Source organism: Rhizobium sp. BK289 (assembly GCF_014193575.1).
GTDB lineage: Bacteria > Pseudomonadota > Alphaproteobacteria > Rhizobiales > Rhizobiaceae > Rhizobium > Rhizobium tropici_C.
Map to the genome: position 1 here is coordinate 119,609 of NZ_JACHZO010000012.1, position 19,776 is coordinate 139,384.

Annotated in this window: 16 protein-coding genes; 5 read left to right on the forward strand and 11 right to left on the reverse strand. The window is 57.1% G+C overall.

Going from position 1 to position 19,776, the window contains the following annotated elements; genetic code table 11:
* Window positions 1-216 precede the first annotated feature (216 nt).
* Window positions 217-1,449, forward strand: a complete 1,233-nt coding sequence (locus tag FHT84_RS22400; RefSeq protein WP_183764149.1) for an HlyD family efflux transporter periplasmic adaptor subunit — start codon at window positions 217-219, stop codon at window positions 1,447-1,449.
* Window positions 1,431-3,425 (forward strand): glycosyltransferase, encoded by a 1,995-nt coding sequence (locus FHT84_RS22405; protein WP_183764022.1) that lies wholly within the window; start codon window positions 1,431-1,433, stop codon window positions 3,423-3,425. The genes FHT84_RS22400 and FHT84_RS22405 overlap by 19 nt, the downstream gene beginning before the upstream one ends.
* A 137-nt stretch (window positions 3,426-3,562) precedes the next feature.
* Here FHT84_RS22405 and FHT84_RS22410 read toward each other — a convergent pair whose 3' ends face one another.
* From FHT84_RS22410 to FHT84_RS22440, 7 genes are all read right to left on the reverse strand, one after another.
* On the reverse strand, window positions 3,563-3,901 hold the full coding sequence (locus FHT84_RS22410; RefSeq protein ID WP_112342337.1) for a hypothetical protein: 339 nt from the start codon (window positions 3,899-3,901) through the stop codon (window positions 3,563-3,565).
* A gap of 24 nt (window positions 3,902-3,925) precedes the next feature.
* Window positions 3,926-4,474, reverse strand: coding sequence for an ATP-binding protein (locus FHT84_RS22415; protein WP_113249715.1), 549 nt, complete (start codon window positions 4,472-4,474; stop codon window positions 3,926-3,928).
* A 4-nt stretch (window positions 4,475-4,478) separates the two neighbouring features.
* Window positions 4,479-6,839 carry a SpoIIE family protein phosphatase gene (locus FHT84_RS22420; protein ID WP_113249716.1) on the reverse strand — a complete coding sequence of 787 codons (2,361 nt, stop codon included), beginning with the start codon at window positions 6,837-6,839 and terminating at the stop codon, window positions 4,479-4,481.
* Window positions 6,836-8,011 carry a class I SAM-dependent methyltransferase gene (locus FHT84_RS22425; protein ID WP_113249717.1) on the reverse strand — a complete coding sequence of 392 codons (1,176 nt, stop codon included), beginning with the start codon at window positions 8,009-8,011 and terminating at the stop codon, window positions 6,836-6,838. The genes FHT84_RS22420 and FHT84_RS22425 overlap by 4 nt, the downstream gene beginning before the upstream one ends.
* Window positions 8,008-8,514, reverse strand: coding sequence for a ubiquinone biosynthesis methyltransferase UbiE (locus FHT84_RS22430; RefSeq protein WP_113249718.1), 507 nt, complete (start codon window positions 8,512-8,514; stop codon window positions 8,008-8,010). The genes FHT84_RS22425 and FHT84_RS22430 overlap by 4 nt, the downstream gene beginning before the upstream one ends.
* A 42-nt stretch (window positions 8,515-8,556) precedes the next feature.
* A complete protein-coding gene (locus tag FHT84_RS22435; protein WP_183764019.1) occupies window positions 8,557-10,260 on the reverse strand; it encodes a bifunctional diguanylate cyclase/phosphodiesterase in 1,704 nt (567 codons plus the stop codon).
* 487 nt (window positions 10,261-10,747) lie between these two features.
* Window positions 10,748-11,593, reverse strand: coding sequence for an HD-GYP domain-containing protein (locus FHT84_RS22440; protein ID WP_162736955.1), 846 nt, complete (start codon window positions 11,591-11,593; stop codon window positions 10,748-10,750).
* A 652-nt stretch (window positions 11,594-12,245) separates the two neighbouring features.
* Between FHT84_RS22440 and serA the strand changes: the two genes are divergently transcribed.
* The 3 genes from serA (at window position 12,246) to FHT84_RS22455 (ending at window position 15,462) form a co-directional block, all read left to right on the forward strand.
* Window positions 12,246-13,484 carry a phosphoglycerate dehydrogenase gene (gene serA / locus FHT84_RS22445; RefSeq protein ID WP_112342344.1) on the forward strand — a complete coding sequence of 413 codons (1,239 nt, stop codon included), beginning with the start codon at window positions 12,246-12,248 and terminating at the stop codon, window positions 13,482-13,484.
* Between the two features lie 183 nt (window positions 13,485-13,667).
* Complete coding sequence (locus tag FHT84_RS22450) at window positions 13,668-14,219, forward strand: glutathione peroxidase (protein WP_112342345.1); 552 nt, start codon at window positions 13,668-13,670, stop codon at window positions 14,217-14,219.
* 181 nt (window positions 14,220-14,400) lie between these two features.
* Window positions 14,401-15,462: a class I SAM-dependent methyltransferase gene (locus tag FHT84_RS22455; RefSeq protein WP_112342346.1), complete on the forward strand. Its 1,062-nt coding sequence runs from the start codon at window positions 14,401-14,403 to the stop codon at window positions 15,460-15,462.
* A 41-nt stretch (window positions 15,463-15,503) separates the two neighbouring features.
* Here the strand turns inward: FHT84_RS22455 and FHT84_RS22460 are convergent, their stop codons facing one another.
* The 4 genes from FHT84_RS22460 to FHT84_RS22475 form a co-directional block, all read right to left on the reverse strand.
* Window positions 15,504-16,589 carry an ATP-binding cassette domain-containing protein gene (locus FHT84_RS22460; RefSeq protein ID WP_183764016.1) on the reverse strand — a complete coding sequence of 362 codons (1,086 nt, stop codon included), beginning with the start codon at window positions 16,587-16,589 and terminating at the stop codon, window positions 15,504-15,506.
* Between the two features lie 3 nt (window positions 16,590-16,592).
* Window positions 16,593-17,501: a carbohydrate ABC transporter permease gene (locus FHT84_RS22465; RefSeq protein ID WP_183764013.1), complete on the reverse strand. Its 909-nt coding sequence runs from the start codon at window positions 17,499-17,501 to the stop codon at window positions 16,593-16,595.
* Window positions 17,501-18,439: a sugar ABC transporter permease gene (locus tag FHT84_RS22470; protein ID WP_183764010.1), complete on the reverse strand. Its 939-nt coding sequence runs from the start codon at window positions 18,437-18,439 to the stop codon at window positions 17,501-17,503. Before FHT84_RS22470 ends, FHT84_RS22465 begins: the two co-directional genes overlap by 1 nt.
* Before the next feature lie 74 nt (window positions 18,440-18,513).
* On the reverse strand, window positions 18,514-19,761 hold the full coding sequence (locus FHT84_RS22475) for an ABC transporter substrate-binding protein (protein ID WP_246698596.1): 1,248 nt from the start codon (window positions 19,759-19,761) through the stop codon (window positions 18,514-18,516).
* Window positions 19,762-19,776: the final 15 nt, after the last annotated feature.

A 19,776-nucleotide genomic window follows, 5' to 3' on the forward strand; every position in this document is an offset into this window, starting at 1 on the left:
ACCGGCGCCAAACGGCGGAAGCGGACATCAGCCACAAACCTTCCAACCGGCCCGAAGATCGAGATCGACGGCCATTGCGCCTTTTCGTTAACGCAAGTCGAAGGTTACCTCTTGCCTGCTAAATTTCGCCGCGCTAAATTACGCAAGATTTAGTTGTATTTTGCCGACATCAGCTCGGTGGCCGCTTCCGTTAACCCGATCCTCTTGTATGCTGACATGATTTGGAATCATCGCATAACCCGTGTTGTCGTCGGCCTGCTGCTGTTGGCGCTTGCAATTGTCGTCTCCCTGCCGGCAATCACCGGCTATACAAGTCGTGACGGCACCGTCAATGCTCGGCTGGCTCTCGTCAATGCGCCCATAGATGGCGTGATCTCAGGTGAGCCCGTCAAAGTCGGCACACCCGTCAAAGCCGGTCAAAACCTCGTGGAAATCAGCAACCCGCGCGTGAACCGCGCGGTTCTGGCTTCACTTGAAGCAGAGCGCAACACCGCCCACGACCGTGTGATTGCCCTGAAGAAGGAGCGCGACGACCTCTCGCAGCTTCGCGAACAACTGAGCAATCGCTTGGCGATCTTCAAGCAGGCCACGATTTCGAACCTCGAACGTGAAGTTGAGATCCTCAGAAAGAGAGTGGAGGTTTCACAGGCACAGGATTTCGCGGCACAGGTGGATCTCGACCGCCGCAAAGATCTCGCTTCAAAGGGCATTCTTACCGAAAGGATGGTCGATGCGGCCCGTGCCGCGGGCGCGGCAACCATCGGTGAGGTCGAAGTGAGCAATCTGACCGTCGATCAATTGCAACAACGGCTGAACGCGGTTCGACAGGGAATCTTTGTGTTCGGAGATGGTCAAAATGACGTCCCGTACTCCCAGCAGCGCCAGGACGAGGTCATCGTCCACATCAGCGATTTGAACTCGCGCATAGCCGAAAATGAAACACGAGCCGCAGAGGTCGAAAAGCAGCTGACCGAGGAGGGCATCCGCGTCAGCAGCCTTGAGTCCGAGACGGCGACGGCACCGTTCGACGGTGTCGTTTGGAGCAGAAGCGTCGTCAACGGCTCCAATGTCGTCCTCAACAATGAGCTCATGCGAATACTGGATTGTCGGGAACTATTTGTCGACATTCTCGTGCCCGAAGTGGATTATGACGAGATCTATCCCGGGCTGACCGCACAGGTTCGCCTACTTGGACGCAGCGATGTTTTCAAGGGCACGGTCACTTCCGTGAAAGGCAGTTCGGCAGCTATGGAAACCGACTCGTTTGCAGCCAGCCTGCCGATTTCATCACAACGCAATGCTCGTATTCGAGTTCGCCTAGAACCATCCGTCATGAACGCCGATTTCGAGAATTTCTGCCAAGTAGGACGAACAGTCCAGGTCCGGTTTCCCAAGCGCGGGATCGGTCTTTCGAACTGGGTCAAGAACCTGTGGTTCAGTATCTTCTAGCTCTCGCTCCGACCTTTATCGTAATGGCTTTCTTTCTCCTGGGGCCATTCAATTGGTCACGCCATCATAGTTGGACCAGGACGATCACCTGCGGCTTCGTCGCAGTTGTCGCACTGCGCTACATGCTTTGGCGCTTAACCCAAACCGTCCTTCCCTATCCCAATGACGGGATCAATTTCTTTTGGGTCTGGCTCGTTTTCATCGTTGAGATGTTGGCCTTCACCGACGTTGTGCTCTTCCTTCTGCTCATGAGCCGCTACGTCAACCGAAGCGTCGAGGCGGACGGGCTAGGCGCTATCTTTTTTGCCCGTGAGAAACGCGAACTGCCGACCGTTGACGTTTTCATTCCCACCTACAATGAGCCGCTCGACGTTCTGGAGAGAACAATCGTAGGCGCTTTGTCGCTCGATTACCCCGCTGACAAACTCAAGGTCTATGTCCTCGACGACCAGCGCCGCGATTGGCTGAAAACCTTTTGCGAACAGAAAAACGCCATTCACGTTACGCGCAGCAACAACGCGCATGCCAAAGCCGGCAACATGAACAATGGCCTGCAAGTCAGTTCGGGTGAATTCATTGCCGTGTTCGATGCCGACTTCGTGCCCTACCGGCACTTTCTTCGTCGCACATTGCCCTTCTTTTCCGATGAAACCATTGGGATCGTCCAGACACCTCAGCATTTTTTCAATGCGGACCCGGTGCAGACGAATCTGGGGCTTGAGAACATCTGGCCGGATGAACAGCGCCTGTTCTTCGACGAAATGGCGCCCAGCCGGGATGGGTGGGACGTCAGCTTCTGCTGTGGCTCATGTTCGATCGCACGACGCAGCGCAATCGACGCGATCGGCGGCTTTCCGACGGAGTCCATCACAGAGGATCTGCTGACCACGCTTTCCATGCTCAACAAGGGTTACAAGACGCGCTATTTGAACGAACGTCTGTCCATGGGACTCGCAGCGGAAAATCTGACGGGCTATTTCGTTCAGCGCGAGCGCTGGTGCCAGGGGGGCATTCAGACGCTTTTCCTGCACAATGGCCCTCTGCGCGGCCCGGGACTATCACTCTTCCAACGTATCATGTTCCTGCCGGCTTCTTGGTTGGTGCAGTATCTGGTGCGCTTGATGATTCTGGTCATCCCGATTGCTTATCTATGGTTCGGACTGCTGCCGCTTTATTTCACGGATGTGGCCGACTATGTCTCCTATCAAGTTCCGCTGCTGACTGCCTATTTCCTTCTCATGCTTTGGATAACGCCAACGCGATATTTGCCGATAATCTCAAGCGCCGTCGGGACCTTTGCGACGTTTCGAATGCTGCCGACCGTCGTGTCGAGCCTGATACGGCCATTCGGCAAGCCGTTCAGGGTGACGCCCAAGGGCAGCGGCAACCAGGCAAACCAATTTGATCGGTATACGTTTTCCTGGATTGCAGCCTTGATCACGATCACCGCCCTCGGACTACTGATCGATCTCGTCCCTGAGACCACGCAAACCCAGGCTGAATTTTCGCCGATCGCGGCCTTTTGGGCAGGCATCAATATCGTCGTTTTGCTCATCGCCTCTCTCATTTGCTTCGAGAAGCCCCAGCGACTGTTCCATGCCTTTAAATTGGACGAGCCGGCCGCAGTAGACGACATTTCCGGCCGGCTGGTCAGCCTGGCGCTGGACAAGGCGGTCGTCGCAGTGCCGGAGGACTCGCAATTCGAGTCGAAATCGGTCTTCTTGCACCTTGAAGGCTTTGCGCCTTTCAGGGCGGAGTTGAGGCAGGTCACGCAGCGACGCAGGAGCATGAGCCGTGGCGGCGACAGGCAAGCATACTATCTCCACCTTCACTTTGATCTTCATGGCCCTATTCGAGACAAAATGATCGTGAAGCTCTACACGGGCGACTATTCGCAGGACATTCCCGACATCGACAAGGTCGCCGTGTCGATCAATCTTCTGCTGCGCTCCTTCGGCCGGGTACGCACATCTTAAAGCAGCGTTGCATCCACGAGCTGATTTGAGCGGTGATACGGACCAATATTTTACCCGTCTACATGAATACTCAAAGAATGAGCGAGCTTGCGGTCTTTCGCCATCTCGAGGCGGTCGTGCCGAAATGAGCGGCATTGTTACGTCAAACGCAAATCCACATGAGGGTGGAGCTTCTTGAGATTTGGCAGGGATTTCATCTGCCAGGGGATTTGCGACGAGCCGCATATGGTGAGGTGAATATCCGGATTCTTGCGTGCTTCGATCGTCAGTTTAGCCAGCAGATTGATACCCGATGAATTCAAAAACTGTAGACCAGTCAGATCGAAAGTCGCTTTGCCACTGCCTCCATAAAGAATCTCCCTGGCCAGATCATAGACAGGCGCGTAGGCGTCAGGACCCGCCATGCGCATGGTCCCGTCGAAATACAAGGTACTGCCTTCGGACCAGACGCGGAATGCTTCTTCTTTGATTTCCATAAAGGGCCTCTCGCGGGTTCACGTCTATGAAATCGCCATCGCGGCATAGGTTTGCAGCTTGATCTGCCTGTGCGGACCATGCTCATCAAAATGCCAGGCCAATTGAGCCTGGTAGTCGCTCATCAGTGTCAACAGTCCTAACCCGGACGCATCGCTTCCTGCAAGAACGCTTGCTTCGATCTGTTCTATAAGGAGATCACCGGGATCACCGGCCGTTACCTTCTGCAACAGTTGTTGGAAGCGGGCAGTCGCTTCACGGTCGATCAGGTTCACGATCCGCATCTTGAAATGATGGGTATCCAGCAAGGCCTCGATAAGGATTTCGCCGGAAGCGCGGAACTTGATGGAATTTTCGATGAGCTCGTTGGTCAGGTAACCGATGTCGTGTCGCACCGTCTTGTACTGGCGCTCGGAAGCGCGGAAACCAAGCGCCATCGTCTCCGCGATAAAATCGGACGTGATGGCCGAATGGCGCCACGCCAAATGCAGCGGACCGTCGAACAGACGGATGCGTAGAGCATTGGCGGCGTCGAACGAAAACAGATCTACCCTGCCGAAAGTTGCCGTTGCCATCTCCTCACCTGTGCCGCATCACCACGAGGGTAATATCGTCATGGATCTTGTGGGTCCCGATGTAGGCCATCAAATCGTCGAGTATGCCCTCGACGACTTCTTCCGCAGTCCCGCCATGCAGCCGGCGCGCATCCTCCAAAAGCCTATCGAAGCCGAACAGCTCGCCCTTTGAATTCTCCGCTTCGGTGACGCCGTCGGTATGCAGGATAACCATGTCGCCTTTCTCGAAAGGCACTTGTCTCGTGTCGATAAAGGGAGCTATGTCGAGCTCAAGGCCGACAGGAAGACCGAGATCGCCCGTGTCTATCCGCTCCACCTTGCCGTCTCGGCGAATAATGATCATGTCTTCGTGCTGACCGGATATCGTCAGTTTCTCGCCGTCATAGTCGAGGAACGACAAGGTTAGATGCTTGTCGGTCCGTGTCCGTTCGATGTTCTTGAAGATTGCACGGTTGAGATCCGTCAGGAATTTTGCCGGATCCATCTCGCCTGCCTCCTGCAGGGCGCGAGCGATCGATTGCACCATCAGCATCAGCACGCCGCTCTCCAGCCCGTGGCCGGTCACGTCGCCGATGCCGATCTTCAGGTTGTTTCCATTTTGCAGAACATCATAATAGTCGCCGCCGACTTCGTCGGCCGGGCGCATATAGGCGGCGATCTCCAGATGCTTGTTGGCCGTCAGCTCCTTGGCCCGCGGCAGGACCATAAGCTGGATCTGCCTGGCGACATTGAGCTCCGCAGCCAGCCGCAGGTTTTCGTTCTTCAATTGGCTGTTGAGAGCTGAAATCTCTTCCTTGGCCGCTTCAATCTCCTTGGTTCGCTCCGAAACGAGGTTTTCGAGGTTTTCGGTGTGGAAACTGATATCCTCCGCCATCCGGTTGAATGCGATGCCGGCCTCCGCCACCTCGTCCCTGGTCGAGATATCGACCCTGACCGAATAATCCTTCGCTTGTATGCGCTTGGCGGCGCTCGCCAGCGCGCTGATGCCGCTGGTGACACGCTTCGAGGCAGCAAACACCGCCGCCGTGACGATGATCAGGGACACCAGGACCGCCATGATCTGATAGAGCAGGATGCGGTTGGTCGCCCGCGATATCTCGTCCTTGGCGGCAATGAGCGAGGCATAGATCTCGCGCTCCGGCACCACTATTCCCAGCGACATGACCTCGCGCTGCACGGGTCCGTCCACCCAAAGATTGGTCGGGGGCAATTGCTTGACAACCACGAGATAGGGAACGTCCTCTCCCTGTTCGCGGAGGCTGATGTGCTGGATCACACCATCGGCGTCGAGCGGCAGCTTGGTGATGGCCGTTTGCATGCTGTTGCGCAAGGACCGGTCGAGGCCGGTAACTCCCTTGGCGGCAGCATCGCTGGCGGCGCGCAAGCCGATGACCTTTTCGCCCACCGGGTTGATTGCAACGACGTTTCCGTTCGACATGGCAAGGAAGCCGAAGCCGGTTTGGGCGACTTTGACGTGTTCAACGATTTCGGCAAGTTGCGTGAGCGTGATATCGGCGCCGGCGGCACCGGCCAAACGATGCCGATCCGGGGTCCAGAGCGGATGAAAAAAGCTGACGATCAGCTTGCCGGTGATGGCGTCGGTATAGGGGGCTGTCTGGGTGATGTAATCGGCAACCGGGCGCGATGATGGGTTGGAGGCCCATTGCTGCCAGGATTCATAGAGGCCCGGAAAAAAGAAGGTCCAGAAGTCTGCGCTATTGTGTCCGGGATAAAGTTTGTCGAAGGTCTGTGCCTGCGTCGTATAGGGCGCAGTCCGGAAAATCGGACGCTCCCTCGGGCCGATATAGTACATCTGTAGCTTCGATGCGCCGTTATGCAGCAAGGAAGGGGCAACCAGATCGAGCACCGCGCTCCATTCTATGTCTGCCTGCACCTGGGGCAGAGGATGATGATCCTTGTCGAGCAGATAACCCCAGACGCTGATGACCGAGGGCGTGCCGGGTGGGTTTTGCGACCATTGGCCAACCGGATCGTAGGTCACCGTTACGGCGCCTGGAGAAGCTCTGCTCATGGCGGCACCGACATCGACACTTCTCGCCGGATCGTCGATCTGTCCCTGAAGCACGCCTGCCAACGCCTTCACATCGGAATGGACCTGGTCGATCAGCAGACCGACTTCTGCGGCGGTGGAATCCGCATAGGAGCGAATGTAATCCTGGCTCGCCTTTTCCAGGCCCTGTCCTACCTCGGTCGTGGCGTTGCGCGAAAGGCGCTGCACGTTCCAAAGCGCAAGGCCACCGCTGACCAAGAGGTCGAACAGAACCGCCCCCCCGACGACGAGCAGAAACTTGGCACGAAATGAACGCAGCCCGAGCCGTTGCTTGGCAATTGGCGTGTCTGTCATAGCGGTTTCTGTCCCGATGAAGCCCAGATCGGCCAGCCGGCATAGCCTCTTGGATGGAGCGCGGCAAAAATATGATCGGCGAAACCTTGCTTGAATCGCTCGATGAATGCGGCCGAATCTCCTCTTCTGACCGCCATTTCATCGGCATAAACATTCTGCCACGCCGTGATGATGTCGGCGAAGTCCTGTGGGTCGCCGTCGAGATTGGTAACCATGAAGCTTTCCATCCGCACATCCTTGAAGCCGGCATCCAACAGCATGCGGCGACCCTTGGGACCCATTTCGACATCCATATCGAAATGGGCGAACAGCTTCGCGACCTCGTTATAGGTCCATTGGATGCTGTCGGCTCTGGGTTCGCCAAGACAATGGGAGTTCTTCTCGTTGGTGATGTAGACCCTGCCGCCCGGCTTGCATATGCGATAGAGCTCCCGAAGCAGAACATCCGGGCGGTCGAAGATCTGCAATGAGTGCCTGCAGGTCACGAAATCGAACTGGTCGCTGTCGAACAGCATCTGGGATGCATCGCCATAGGTATATTCGATATCCTGGACGCCGAAGTCGTCCGCCACCTTGCGGGCATATTCCAGGCTGGGCACCGAATGGTCGAGAGCCACGATCCGCGCCGGCTTGAAATCCTTTCGCAGCAGCATGGCGAAATCGCCGATGCCGCAACAGATGTCGGCGATATGCAAGCCTTCGCGAAGGCCGTGCCGCGGCAGTATCTCGCGCTCGTGCCGCCACGTCATTTTCGTCTGCGTGCGGAGGATCGGTATGAAGCTCTGGTCCTCTACGAATGTCTGCCCGGGATAGAAGGCGGAATCATAGATCTCGACGGTGATATTGGGCGACAGATCGCTCAAATGGCGAAACAGTCGCGATGCCCATGCAACGACGCTCGAAGCGATGACCGTCAGTTTGAGATCGGGCCTCGATCGCGTGGCATCGAGGAGGACATGCGTCAGGGCGCGGAACGCCGTGTTGTTCATATGGGTGACACGCTTCAGATTGACATAGCAGACGCCGTTCACCCTCTCGATGCCGTCGCGCAGCAGCGCGAGATCATCGGCAAGCTCCGCAACCGAACGCGGCCTGAGAACCCCTGCCAGGGAGAATTCCTGATTATTGACGTCAAATTGCGCCGTGAAACGTGCAGAGGAGAGATTGCTCAATTGAGTAGCCTCTCAAGCGCGAGATCCACCACGAAAGTCATCATTCCTGTATCCTGAGGGGACAGTTCGATGTCTGCATCGTAGTTGACGGCAAGGCCGAGAAGGATCGCGTGCTCAGCGCGCGCAGCGTCATCGGTGATGACATCGAGATAGTTTGCCAACGCCAGGCCGTTTCCGATGCGCTCGACGATTGTCTCATATGAATTGCGTTGCTCGGCCGAGCAGGGAAAGGTCAATTCGATCCGTTCGATCGTGCCGTTTCGATAGAAACGACAGCGAAGAACACCGTCGCTCTCCCTGGTGTGGAAGGACATCTCGAAGAGCTCGTTCAGAGCTGCCGAAAGCAGATTGGCATGGCGGATGGAATCGTGGCGATCGTGGCTGACCATGCGGGCCAGATAAGCGGCGCATTGATCGCAATGCGACCAGTCCGCCACCAGGGTCGCCATCTCCATTTCCAGTTCAAGCAATGGCTTGAAAGCCGCGTCCACTTGCCTCTCCATGGTACTCTCGAGAAACTCCCGAATGAAATGCGCTTCGGAAATTCACGGGCTGGCGTGAAATTCGCCGAATGTCGCGATGGATTGAGTGCGCGCGCCCTGCCTTATGAAATCATCAAGCTTGTCAGCGCCGAGCGGAGGGCTGATGCCGTAGCCCTGCAGGCGATCGCAGCCCTCCTTCTGGAGCCAGACTGCCTGCTGCTGCGTTTCGACACCCTCTGCGGTCACCTGCATGTCCAGGCCATGAGCGAGGCCGATCACGGAGCGTACAATGGTTTGCCCTTTGGTATCCTGCAGAAGATCCCTGATGAAATAGCGATCGATCTTGATCGTATCGAAGGGAAAATTCTTGAGGTAGCTGAGCGAAGAATATTCCGTGCCGAAATCATCAAGGGAAATCTGAATGCCGAGCACGTTGAGCGTGTTCAGCGTGTCGAGATTGTTGGTCGTCCGCTCGAGAAGCACGCCTTCGGTGATTTCCAGCTCCAGGCGCTCGGCTGGAAATCCGACGATATCGAGCGTTTGAGAGATGCGATCGGTCAGGCCCGGTGTCAGGAACTCCGCCGGAGAAAGATTGACCGCAAGCGTATAGTGCGCGGGCCATGCCAGGGCCTCGCGGCAGGCTTCCTCCAGCATCCACTGACCAATGTCCCGCATGAGGCCATCGGCTTCGGCCATGGGAATGAAAGCCGCCGGGGGAATGACTCCGAGGGTTGGATGCCGCCAGCGCAGCAACGCCTCGAAACCGACCACATTGGACGGAGGCTTCACCAGCGGCTGATATTCGATGAAGAACTCGTCGCGCTGCAGCGCCACGCGCAGGCTGCGCCGCAGCAGCTCCCTTTGCTCGACCACGATCAGCATGGCCGGATCGAAAGTCCGCGCACGCCGGCGTCCCTCTTGCTTGGCGGCATAAAGGGCGACATCGGCAGCCTTCATCAGCTGCTCCCCCTCATTGCCGTCGCGCGGCGCAATTGCGATCCCGACGCTGACCCCGACGAAGACAGAGATGCCGTTGACCGTGAACGGCTTCTTGAACTCCGCAACCAGCGCTTCCGCCAGTTTTTCTGCCTCGAGGGTTCGTTGCGTGCCGGCCTGGATTATGGCGAACTCATCGCCGGCGAGACGGTAGACCGTTCCGCCCCGGCCGAGCGCATCCTTGATTCTTTCGGCGGCGAGTTTCAGCACGATGTCGCCGGCGCCATGGCCAAGCGTGTCGTTGACGGGCTTGAAATCGTCCAGATCGAGCTGCATCAGCACCGGCCCGATCTTGCCGCTCACCGGAAACAGTTGCGCCAGTGCCGAGCTGAATTGACGGCGATTGGGTAATCCGGTCAAGACATCATGCGTTGCCTGATGGATAAGCAGCGCTTTTTCGTCGTCTGCGGATGGCGAAACATCCTTCGTAATTGCGCCGTTGGTTTCGACAATCAGAAGCCCCGCGCGGATAGAGGAGACGAGGACGCTTGCATTTCGCCGCTTCGGATCGTCAAGCCGGATCGTGCGGGGCTCACCGGTATCGATGACCTGACGAATGAGCTCGGCAAACGCCGGTTTTGCAAGCGTCGGGTAAGCTTCCCACAGCGTCATCTCGTTTCGGAAGGCAAGGCCGATATGCTCTTTGAATCTCTTGGAGGAATCGAGCAGTTTGAGATCGAGATCCCAAAGCGAAATCATCGCCTCTGAACCGTTGGCGGATTCGGACCCATATGGAATTCGCTGCGACCGATCCACTCGGTTCTCGGGCATAGGGCCTCGTCCTCCAAGCCGGCCACGCAAAATCCGGCCATTGTCCAGTTTGATCTGGTGTGTCCGCATCGGCCCCTTCGCATCAACAATCGCAGTCTCATCGAACGACCGGGCGTGAGTCGTAACTTACCAGAACGTAGCAACCGCTTTAAGAGAATATATTACGAGATCTTCATATTTAGCAATGACTGCTGGGCCATATACAGATTAAAGGATGGCGCCAGTATCGGCCTGTTTCATTACCGATCACAACATGGTTGTACTATTGCCTGAACGTAGTTCGGGTTGCGTATCTTCTCCGCATCGGATCCTGCGTCCTGTCTCGTATACTTAGCGAAAGTCATCGCCACGACCGCCGATCCGGCTCTGTCTGTCTCTCGGAGGTGGCTCGCGCGCTTTGCGGAGCGAAGAATGGCAGGTGCAAATTTGCCGCAGCTGAACGCAGCCACCGTTCGGCTGCAACGCAGCATGCCTGCGATCCGTTGATCTATTGGGTGACGCCGTCGCTCGTTATCCAAGATACAAACGCGTTCAACAGCACAGGGTCGAACTGTCCGGTCGATCTGAGCATCGCATAGATTGCTTCATAGGGAGACCACGCGGTCTTATATGGCCTCGTGGTCGTAAGAGCATCGTAGACATCGCAGATTGCAGCGATGCGCGCGGCCTCGGGGATATCGGCTCCGACAAGCCCGTATGGATAGCCGGAGCCATCGAACCTCTCGTGATGATAAAGACAAATATCTAAAACGACTTTCGGTATATTCTTGATTTGCCTGAGAATCTCGTGCCCCAACTCCGGATGTGTCCGGATAAGCATGAGCTCGGCGGTATCCAATGGACCAGATGCCTCCAACAGCTTCGTTGGCAAAGCCATTTTTCCGATGTCGTGCAGTAATCCGCCGAAACCGAGAAGGCCAACCGTATCTTCGCTCAATCCCAAACCGCGGCCGAATGCAATCACCAATGCGCTTACGGCCAGCGAATGAAAGAGAGTTCCCTCCCGACCGTCCTTGGGTTTTTCAGCACCGATTAACGCAACAACATCGGCCGGCCGCCGCGACATAAGCTTTCCCACCACTCTCCCGGCAGAATCATATTGGATATCGCGATAACGCCGTGCCCGATTAAAGAGATGTCGAACGTCCGGTATTGCTTCCTTGACCAGCTGTCTGGCCAGCCTGACCTGCTCTGTGCGATGGGGTAATCGGAAGTCGGCATCAATTCCAAGAGCCGTTGACTTCATCGGCTTTAGAACATCTGCGCCACTATCCGCATCTTGCCTCCGGTCGACCCATATTGTCGCCCGCTGCGCCGTCGGCTTGATATCCATGCGAGATTGCCTCGAAATAGTGTCAATCCCGCTGAAAACCTCATCCGCAGGGCGTTCTCGCTTCCCTGCGAAATTTTTCGTATCCAGCTGATGTAATCCGACTTTCTCCATCACCGGAACCGCCTGCCAGTCATAAAAACTCTAAAATGCGCCAGAAAGATCATTCGCAAGAAATAGGTCCGCGATTCCGCTTACTATAACAATAATTATCGACAATGTCGCGTCGTATTTTATGAAATATTATCAGATCTATAAATTCATCGATCGACATTCGAATTCAATCGACAGTTATGTATTTTAATACTATTGGTTTTTGCAATTTTAATGAGATATATCGAATATAAACTCGGAAATATGCCTATAAACTGATAGGTTTTGAAATTAACCGATGGGATTTGTGCAACTTTCTCGGCAATCAGTTTCGGATTTCGCGGAACTCTCTGCTATTTTCCCAAGTCTATCACGGAGCTGAATGAACGGATCGGCCCTCATGCCGGCTACCGATCAGAGCACAGGCCAGTAAGCGGCGATGGACTTGAGTTTGTTCTTGCACTGCCTGTCGGATGGCCGCTAAGTCATGTGACCGTGGGTGTGAGCTCTGGGCGGACGAGTGACGCCCGCCAGATAGAATTCGAGAATCAAAGGTAATTCAATGACCAGACAGCTTTCTCTTCCTCGTGATCGGATTTCGGTACTTCTATTGGAAGGGATCAGCCAGAGCGCGGTGGACTACTTTGTATCCTCGGGCTACGTCAATCTCACTCATCTGCCAAAGGCCCTCGATGATAAGGACCTCAAAAGCCATATAGCCGAAGCGCATATCATCGGAATTCGCTCACGCACGCAGCTCACAGAGGAAATTTTCAGCTCCGCCAAAAAGCTCATGGCCGTCGGCTGTTTTTCCGTGGGAACAAATCAGGTGGATCTGGATGCAGCCCGCCGACGCGGTATCCCTGTGTTCAACGCTCCCTACTCGAATACGCGGTCGGTCGCTGAGCTTGTCATCGGCGAAATCATCATGCTGACAAGGCGGATTTTCCCGCGTTCGGCTTCCGCTCATCAAGGCGGATGGGACAAGTCAGCTGAAGGCAGTCGCGAGATGCGCGGCAAAACGCTTGGCATCGTGGGTTATGGCAACATCGGCTCGCAGCTTAGCGTTCTTGCGGAAAGCATGGGCATGAACGTTCGCTATTTTGATCCTTCAGACAAGCTTCGCCACGGCAACTCGGAATCCATGGCTTCGCTCGGCGAACTCCTCGAAATCTCTGATTTCGTGACGATGCATGTTCCGGAAACCAGTTCGACGCAAAACATGATAACTGAGGCCGAGCTGCGCAGAATGAAAAAGGGAGCCTTTTTCATCAATAATTCCCGCGGTACCGTGGTCGATCTCGAAGCGCTTGCGAAGGTTTTGAAAGAGGGACATCTCGCAGGGGCGGCTGTCGACGTGTTCCCGAAAGAACCCGCGTCAAACAAAGAGCGCTTCGAAACGCCGCTGCAAGGCCTGGATAACGTGATCCTGACCCCGCATATTGGTGGGTCGACCGAAGAAGCCCAGGAGCGCATTGGTAGGGAGGTTTCCCGCAAGCTCGTCGAATATTCCGATGTCGGCTCGACACTGGGTGCGGTCAACTTTCCCCAGGTTCAATTGCCGCCGCGTCCAAACGGTACGCGCTTCATCCATGTCCACGAAAATCGCCCAGGCATCCTAAACAGTTTGAACACGATTTTTTCGTCGCGCGGACTGAACATCGTCGGCGAATTCCTGCAGACGCATGGCGAAACAGGTTACGTGGTTGTCGAAGCCGAAGGCGTTGGCCAGAGAGCGAATGATATACTTGAGGCGCTTCGTCAGATTCCGGGAACGATAAGAGCTCGATTGGTTTACTGACACCGGTTTGACATTGGCATTCTCCACGTGTCCCTACGTCGTTTTATCGCGCAACTGGCAGCGACGCAGGATAATGGCAGCGGCAAATGCGACAATCCGTCGAGGCAAAACATTGATAGTATAGTGTGCTTAGGGTCACAGCTTATTATACGGTAGATCAAAATCATTTTGGAGTTGAATGAAATGACCGACAGCGTGCTCGATATTCCGGTAAAGAGAATCGACGGCAGTGATACGACGCTTGCCGACTTTCACGGCAAGGTCATCCTGGTCGTCAACGTCGCGTCCAAATGCGGCCTGACGGTACAGTATGAAGGATTGGAAAAGCTCTATGAGGAGAAACGCGACGAAGGTCTGGTCATCGCCGGCTTCCCCGCCAATGATTTCAAGGGCCAGGAACCGGGCAGCAACGACGAAATACTGAGCTTCTGCACTCTGACCTACGATGTGCAGTTTCCGATGTTTTCCAAGATTGCCGTCACCGGCGAGGAACGCCATCCGCTCTATAACAGCCTGATCGCCTCCGGTGTCGAGACGATCGGAGACGGCCCCATGCGTGAACGGCTGGCGAAACACGGCCTTGAAACCGGGCAAGATGGCGGCATTGTCTGGAATTTCGAAAAATTCCTCATCGGCCGCGATGGCAAGGTTGCCGCCCGTTTTGCTCCGGATATCACTGCGGATGATCCGCGTTTTATTTCCGTTTTGGAAAAAGAACTGGCGCGTGCCGGCTGAAAAATCGCAACACCCTCAATAAAAAACTTCAATTAATTCAAACAAGTAATCTATATCTTCATCAGCGGGGCAAGTATTACTTTGTCCCGCCATATCATTGCTTACTGTCTCACCCAGGAGTATTTTGAGGCTTCCGAATATATCGGATGGAACGCTACATCAATTCTGGGAGGAGGATGTCATGCGCGAACCTGATATGCAGAAGCTCGATGCCTTGGTTGGGCGCCTGGTCGGCGATGTCGGCGCGGCGGTCTCGGGTGTGCTGGTGACACTCGGAGATCATCTGGGTCTGTTCAAGGCCATGGCGGACGGAACACCGATGACGTCGGCGGAGCTTGCCGACAAGGTTGGCGTGAAGGAGCGCTATGTGCGTGAATGGCTGTCGGCGCAGGCGGCGGCCGATTATGTCAGCTATGACGACGAAACCGAACGCTTCTACCTGACGCCGGAGCAGGCCATGGTGTTTGCGGAGGAAAGCAGCCCCGCCTTCTTCAATGGTGCCTTCGACGTGGTTCAATCCATGTGGCTGGATGAGCCGAAGATCGCCAATGCCTTCAAAACCGGCAGCGGCCTCGGCTGGCATGAGCACAGCGCCTGCCTGTTTCGTGGCACGGAGCGGTTCTTCCGGCCGGGCTACAACAGCCATCTCGTTACGGAATGGATACCGGCGCTGGACGGACTGCATGAAAAGCTTCAGGCCGGCGCCGCGGTTGCCGATGTCGGCTGCGGCCACGGCGCCTCGACCATCCTGATGGCGCAGGCCTATCCGAACTCGACCTTCTTCGGCTTCGATTACCATCTGCCCTCGATCGAACGGGCCCAAGCCGCCGCAAAGGAAGCGGGCGTCGACGGACGCATCACCTTCGAGCAGGCAAGTGCCAAGGATTTCCCGGCTGCCGGATACGATCTCGTGGCGATGTTCGATTGCCTGCATGACATGGGCGATCCGGTCGGCGCCGGCAAACATGTCAAGGAAAGCCTCGCCGACGATGGCACCTGGATGATCGTCGAGCCCTTCGCGCATGATTGCCTGAAGGACAACCTCAACCCTGTCGGCCGCGTCTTCTACGGCGCATCGACGATGATCTGCACACCCGCCTCGCTATCGCAGGAAGTCGGGCTGGGTCTGGGTGCGCAAGCCGGCGAGTTGAAACTGCGCAAGGTTGCCATGGATGCGGGCTATTCGCACTTCCGCAAGGCGACCGAAACGCCGTTCAACATGGTCTTCGAAGTCAGGGCATGACAATCCTGCCGCGCGCTCGGTCGAACGCGCGGCACGGCGACTTACAGGCGCTGGCCGTCTTCTCCGAACAACGACGCGAGCGTCGGCTGAAAATAGACCGGCTGCTCTCGGTCGAGCGCGACCTCCTCGTCGGCGTCGATGCGCACCGACAGCGTCTCGCTGCCGACCTGGCCCCAGATCAGATTGTCCGACCCCATGGGCTCGACGATGGTGAAAATTGCCGGCAGGCTCGCGGCCCGGCTACCCGCGGGCTGGAACTGCATCTGCTCGGGCCGCACGCCGAGCGTCGCCTTGCGACCTTCGCCCGGCGTGCCGGAAAACTCGTAACCGTTGAGATCGATCTTGCGGCCGTCGGGCAAAGCGAAGGCCGGCACGCCGCCATTGCTCGTCACCTGCCCGGACAGGAAGTTCATCGAAGGAGAACCGACGAAGCCTGCCACGAAGCGATTGACCGGGCGCCGGTAGATTTCCTTCGGCGTGGCGAATTGCTGGATGACGCCGCCGCTCATGACGGCGATGCGATCGGCGAGCGTCAGCGCCTCGATCTGGTCGTGCGTCACATAGATCATGGTGGAGCCGAGGCCGCTGTGCAGGCGCTTCAGCTCGACGCGCAGCTCGGTTCTGAGCCTGGCGTCGAGATTGGAGAGCGGCTCGTCGAACAGGAAGACATCAACATCGCGCACGAGCGCGCGACCGATGGCGACACGCTGGCGCTGACCGCCAGACAATTCGCCCGGCCGGCGCTTACGCAAGGGATCGATCTGCAGGATCTGCACGGCGCGGTCGACACGCTGGGCAATCTCGTCTTTCGGCATGCCGGCAATGCGCAGCCCGAAGGAAAGATTCCCCTCCACCGTCATCGTCGGATAGAGCGCGTAGGACTGGAATACCATGCCGATGCCGCGATCCTTCGGCTCCTCCCACGTGACGTTCCTGTCGCCGATCCAGATCTGTCCGTCGGTGATGTCGGTCAGCCCGGCAATCGCATTGAGCAAGGTCGACTTGCCGCAGCCGGACGGGCCGAGCAGCACGATGAACTCGCCTGATTGTATTTCGAGATTGAGCGATTTCAGAACGCTGACGCTGCCGAAATCGATTGCAAGTTCGCGAATGGAAACATTGGCCATGAACTATCCCTTGACTGCGCCGGCGGTGATGCCGCGCACGAACCAGCGGCCCGAGCCGAAATAGACGATCAGCGGCACCAGGGCGGTGAGGATGGTCGCCGCCATGTTGACGTTGTAAAGCTTCTCGCCCTGGGTGGAGTTGACGATGTTGTTGAGCTGCACGGTCATGGGGAAGTTTTCCCGGCCGGCGAAGACGACGCCGAAGAGGAAGTCGTTCCAGATGCCCGTCACCTGCAGGATCGCCGCCACCACCAGGATCGGGATCGACATCGGGATCATCAGCCGGAAGAAGATCTGCCAAAGCCCGGCGCCATCGATGCGGGCCGCCTTGAAGAGCTCCATCGGCAAGCTCGAGTAATAATTGCGGAATAAGAGCGTCAGCACCGGCAGGCCGAAGACCGTGTGGGTGATGATGATGCAGGGCAGCGTCGAATAGATGCCGACATCGCGATAGATCAGCACCAGCGGATAGATGAACACCTGGTAGGGGATGAAAGCGCCGAGCAGCAGGATGGCAAAGAGCACGTTCGCGCCCCTGACCCGCCAGAAGGACAGTGCGTAACCGGTCAGCGACGAGATCAGGATCGACAGGATCATGCTCGGGATCAGGATCTTCACCGAGTTCCAGAAGCCGACGCTGATGCCGCCGCATTCAAGTCCGGTGCAGGCGGTGCTCCACGCCTGTACCCAGGCATCCGCCGTCCACATCTGCGGAAAGGCGAAGATATTGCCCTGGCGGATCTCCGGCATGGATTTGAACGAAGTGACGAGCATCACATAGAGCGGCAGCAGGAAGAACAGGGCCGCGATGACGAGAAAGAGATAGAGGCCGATGCGTCCAGGGGTCAGATGCTGCGGCTTGCGCCCGGTCGGACCCTGCATGGCACCAGTGACGGAAGATGGCGTCGTCATCAGTTCCCCCTCGGCTTTTCACGGAAATATTCATAATAGAGCCAGGGCGCCACCAGGATGACCACCGTGATGAACATCACGGTCGATGCCCCCGTCGCAAGGCCGATATTGCCGCGCCCGAAGAGGTAATCCATGATGAATTTCCCGGGCACTTCGGTCGAGATCCCCGGACCGCCGCCGGTGGTCGCCAGCACGAGTTCGTAGACCCTGACGACAGCAATCGCCAAAAGCACGCTAGCGGTGATGATGGTCGGCCTGAGGATCGGGATGACGATGTGCAGATAGACGCGCCAGCTCGGCACGCCGTCGATACGCGTCGCCTTCCACAATTCGCGGTCGACACCGCGCAGGCCGGCCAGCATGATCGCCATGACGAGGCCGGATGATTGCCAGATGCCGGCAAGCACGATGACGTAAAGGGCAAGATCGCTCTGGACGATCCAGTCGAAGCGGAACCAGGTGAAGCCGATGCTGTCGGCAACCTTCTGCAGGCCGAGCGTCGGATTCATGATCCACTGCCAGACCAGCCCCGTCACGATGAAGGACATGGCGAAGGGATAGAGAAAGATCGTCCGGAAGGTATTTTCGAAACGCACCTTTTGATCGAGCGCGACCGCCAGCAGAAAGCCGAGGATCAGGCAGCCGGCAATGAACAGAATGCCGAAGAGAACGACGTTCTGCAGCGACAGCAGCCAGCGCGCCGTCGAAAACAACCGCTCATACTGCTTCGTCCCGACGAAAATGTTGACCGGCAGCACCTTGCTGTCCGTGAATGATATCCAGATGTTCCAGACGACCGTGACGACATAGGCGAGAAGCACGATGGCGAAAGCCGGGAACAGCGCCACATAGGGCGAAAAATGCATCTTCCTGCGGCTGACGCTCGCAGGCCTGGCGGCCGCTGGTGCGGCGGCGGCACTCGTATCTGGGGTGCTCATGGGCGCGCTCCTCCTCAGCATTCATGGAAGCCGGCGGCAGGGATGCCTGCCGCCGCATGGATGTCGATCGAAGCTTACTTCGCCTGTTCAATCACCTGCGCAAACTGCTCGGCGAACTGGTCGGCCGTCATGCTTGGCGTCGTCCAGTACTGGGCGACCAAATCCTGTTCCGTCTGGACGATATCCTGAGCGGTGAGCACATCCGGCGCGAGGATCTGGCGGCTCGGATCCTTGAGCGCAGTCAGGCCCTTCTGGGCGCAGGCATCGAGCTTCGACGTATCGACGTCGAGGCGCACCGGCACGGAACCCTTCTTGGAATTGAAGGCAAGCTGGCCTTCCTTCGACATGATGACCGTCGCCAGCAACGTCTGAGCGTCGGTGGCGGTCTTGTCCTTCAGGACAGGGAAGACGAAGATGTCGCCGCCCATCATGAAGTTGGATTCACCCGGCCCAAGGATGCAGCCGAAATCCTTGTCGGCCACAAGGCCGGCATGGATGAACTCGCCCTTGGCCCAGTCGCCCATGAACTGAATGCCGGCTTTGCCGTCGATCAGCATGCCGGTCGCGACGTTCCAATCACGGTTCGGGCTGCCAGGATCCTGATAGTTGCGCAGCTTGGCGAAGACCTCCACCACGTGCTTGAACTTGTCGGACTTGACCGCATCCGTATCGAGATCCTTCCAGACCTTGGCGTAGAGATCCTTGCCGCCTTCTCCGAGCAGGATGGCATTGAACATCGACTGCAGCTGCCAGGGCTGGCCGCCGACGGCAATCGGGATCAGGCCGGCCGCCTTGATCTTGTCGAGCGCGGCAAACATTTCGTCCCAGGTTTTCGGCTCTTCCGTCACGCCGGCCTTGGTGAAGACGGCCTTGGAATAAAAGACCCAGTTCTGGCCGTGGTCGTTGATCGGTGCGCCGTAGATATGGTCTTGAAATTGGATGGCCTGATAGAAGGACGGCGTCAGAACCGATTTCCAATCCTGCTCCTTGGCGAGATCGTCGAGCGGGCGCAGAAGGCCTTGCTGGGCCAATTCGTTCATCTGCGTACCGGTATTGAACTGCATGGCCGTCGGTGGGTTACCGCCGATGATGCGGTTGATGCCGATCGGACGGGCGGTCGAGCCTGATCCGGCAATGGCGGTATCCACCCATTCGCCGCCGGCGGCGTTGAAGGCCTTGGCCAGTTCCTTCACGGCTGCAGCCTCACCGCCCGAAGTCCACCAATGCAGGACTTCAGCTTTCTTGCCTTCGGCCAGAGCACCGGTCACGCTCGCCGCAGCCAGCGCCGTGGCGCCGACTAATGTCATCATCAATTTGCGCATGCGTTCCTCCTCCTT